2 protein-coding genes are annotated in these 3,003 nt (G+C 37.0%); both read left to right on the top strand.

Features of this window, described 5'->3' with window-relative positions:
- Positions 1-984 precede the first annotated feature (984 nt).
- Positions 985-1,503 (top strand): hypothetical protein, encoded by a 519-nt coding sequence (locus FWF39_RS12225; protein WP_343383715.1) that lies wholly within the window; start codon positions 985-987, stop codon positions 1,501-1,503.
- The gene (locus FWF39_RS12220; RefSeq protein ID WP_343383714.1) at positions 1,500-2,678 is read left to right on the top strand and encodes a radical SAM protein; all 1,179 of its coding nucleotides are present in this window, start codon (positions 1,500-1,502) and stop codon (positions 2,676-2,678) included. Before FWF39_RS12225 ends, FWF39_RS12220 begins: the two co-directional genes overlap by 4 nt.
- The last annotated feature ends 325 nt before the right edge of the window (positions 2,679-3,003 follow it).

The following is a 3,003-nucleotide window of genomic DNA, read 5'->3' as shown; positions in this document are numbered from 1 at the left end:
TTGCGGAGTCGCCTAATATGGCGTTTGTCAGCCGTTTGTGGCCTGAGGTGTGGCTGGGTATAGCTGCTAGACAGTTTAGATGGTGAAATGGTGAGTTGTAAGATACCTCAAAGGTGGGGGGGGGGGGGAAATTATTTTGGGACAAGACAAATGTAAAATGGGAACGCTCAAAAACGGTTCATTTTGACAAAATATTTGTTAGCAACCCAAATAAGCAATAAACCAGACTTATTTACGCGCCATATAGTTAAAGAAGCTTGAAATGGACAAATGAAAAAAGAGAGAAGTCTGGAAAAAGTTTGGAAACCGCCAAAAACAGCCCCTTTAACCAAAACATCGTGGGAACACCCACCTAAACAGCAAATAAGCCAATATTTGTGCCTCTAAAAGGTCAAAAAACAGGCAAAATACGCGATAAAACGGGAAAAAACACAAAAAACATGGGAAACCACCAAAAACAACCCCATCAACCAAAAAACCCGTAAAAACCCAACCAAACAACAAACAAAAACAGATTTACGCCCCTACAATACACATTTTTACAAAATTTAGGGCAAAAAACCGCTAAAAACAACCCCTTCACCCATAAGCTAGCGGGAAAATCCGACCAAACAGAAAACAAAACTCAAAACACGCATCATTTAACCAAAAAGGCACAAAACAATCCCCATTAAAACACAAAAAAAAGTAAGCACACTTACTCGCCCCCATTATATACATTAAATTTATGCATTTTTTGTTTCCCAAACCCTTTGCAAGTCCGCCTACTTCCCGTTTGCACTGCCTTTGCTTTGCCTCCCCTCAGCATTCATAAAGATTGGCATAATTTCAGACTGCATAAAAAAATATTGGCATATAGATTTATGGATGCTTCCGATTTTAAGGAAAGAAATTTGTTCCAGTTAGAAGAATCTCACTTTCAAAAATTATTATCTGAACAACCTTTATAAAAGACATAGTAGTTTCTATTGGCAGGTGACTGAATTGCCTGATAACCCTTATGTAATACAGGAATATAAAACATTTGAGGCAGTGCCACTCAGCAGAGTAGAACAGCTGATACTATATAAGACGGGCCATCTTTCTGGTCTGCGTGATATTGATAGGTTAATTTCAGCGGATATAATAGCCAGAGTTATAGGCAAATTAAAACTTAATGCTTTATCAGTAGAGCAACAATTATCCTATCTTAATGCAGCATTCTCTGTGCATGAAAAAGCTAGTGCGGTAGCGACTAAATCAGAGCCACTGGCCACTAAACGATTAATAGCCGATAAGTCTATTGCAGTAGAAGAGTCCCCGACGCGACAGATTTTGTTGCATGGTGGCATGATAAGCCCGCATTTACATCATGAAGGAAAAATTTACAAACTTGATGCAGATCAATGGAATCAATTTGCAAACATTGCTCTAGAAGAACTCCGTAGTAAATTTGCCCAAGTTAAAACTGTTTCATTTGACAGTTTTATGAAACTTGCTGAAGTAGCCGAAGAAATACTTTGACAATTACAAAAAATAATTCTTCATTATCTTCTTTTTTTATTCCAAAGCAAATAACTAAATGCACTCTACTTGTTACGCAGGATTGCAACTTACGTTGTCAATACTGCTACATAGAAAAGAAAAATGCTGTAATGACTCTTGATGTTGCTAAAAAAATTGTAGATTTTGCATTCCAGAAAAACCCAAAAAATGGACAGCTTAAAATAGGCTTCTTTGGTGGTGAGCCCCTTCTTGAATTCGAACAGATAAAGTTAATTGTAGGATTAATCAAGAACCATCCCCGTTACAGTAGCTCTAACGTTAACATATCTATAACAAGTAATGGAACAATTTTTAACCGTGATATAGCCGATTTTATGTTGTCACAGGGCATAGTTTTTTGCATAAGTTGCGATGGCCCACCAGAAATACAGAATGCTAACCGTAAATTTACAAATGGACAAGGTTCATCCGTGGTGGTGGAGAAGACCATCCAAGAGGCACTACAATATTTTTCGCTTCTTCCAGTAAACGCTGTCTACTCTGATCAGACATTACAATATCTGCCTCAAACTGTTGATTATCTGGTTAATTTAGGTGTAAAAAATGTTTATCTCAACCCTGACATATCTGCTAAATGGACACAGCAACACGCAGATCAGTTTCCTGAAATCTATGGCGTTTTGGCTGAAAAGTATCTTCAGTTTTATTTGCAGAGTAAACCAAAATTCATTAGTCTCATAGACAATAAAATGTCAATAATTTTACGCGGCGGTTATGGACCCTTTGACAGATGCAGAATGGGTTCTGGTGAGTTGGCTTTTGGTGTAACGGGTAATGTTTATCCTTGTGAACGTCTTGTGGGTTTTGATGATGGAAAGACTAACTGTATTGGTAATGTTGTTGAGGGCACAATTAAACCATTGTCATGTAAAAGTGTACCTATTGCAGCTATAAACTCTGAATGTGTTCAGTGTGGATTTAGTGAGTATTGCATGAATTGGTGTGGCTGTACAAACTATCATTCCACAGGAAGGTATGATAGAGTTTCAGCTTTTATGTGTGCTCATGAACGTGCAACGATAAACATTGCTTATCACACAATTCAACGTATGAATGAAAACGGTATAGATCTTAGTCACCATATTCAAGGTACACCACTTGTTAACGCAGTAAATAACAGTGGCAATCACTAATAAATAATCTTAAAAATTAGTATAGTTCCTGCTAATTTGGATATCTGGTTTGCAAATAAACGTTTTTTGCAGACAGTTTTAGGTTGGGTGACTTCTCAAAGGTGTGCTTTTCCATTTGGGCTCAAAGGTACCATTCTTCTAGTCTACAAGAACACCTAGACACAGCTTAATAAATACAAGATTATAGATGCCAAAATATTATCAATGTCATTAACTTAACGAAAATAGCAAGTTGATGAGACTATTTTTATTTTGAGAGTGTTCACTTATAGATAATTTTATGTGATGCTGTACATATATCGCCAAACAAGGTTAGTTCGTATGG

It is taken from the genome of Candidatus Bathycorpusculum sp. (assembly GCF_009778815.1).
Taxonomy (GTDB): Archaea; Thermoproteota; Bathyarchaeia; order Bathyarchaeales; family Bathycorpusculaceae; genus Bathycorpusculum; species Bathycorpusculum hydrogenotrophicum.
This window is presented reverse-complemented; position numbering and strand designations above follow the sequence as displayed.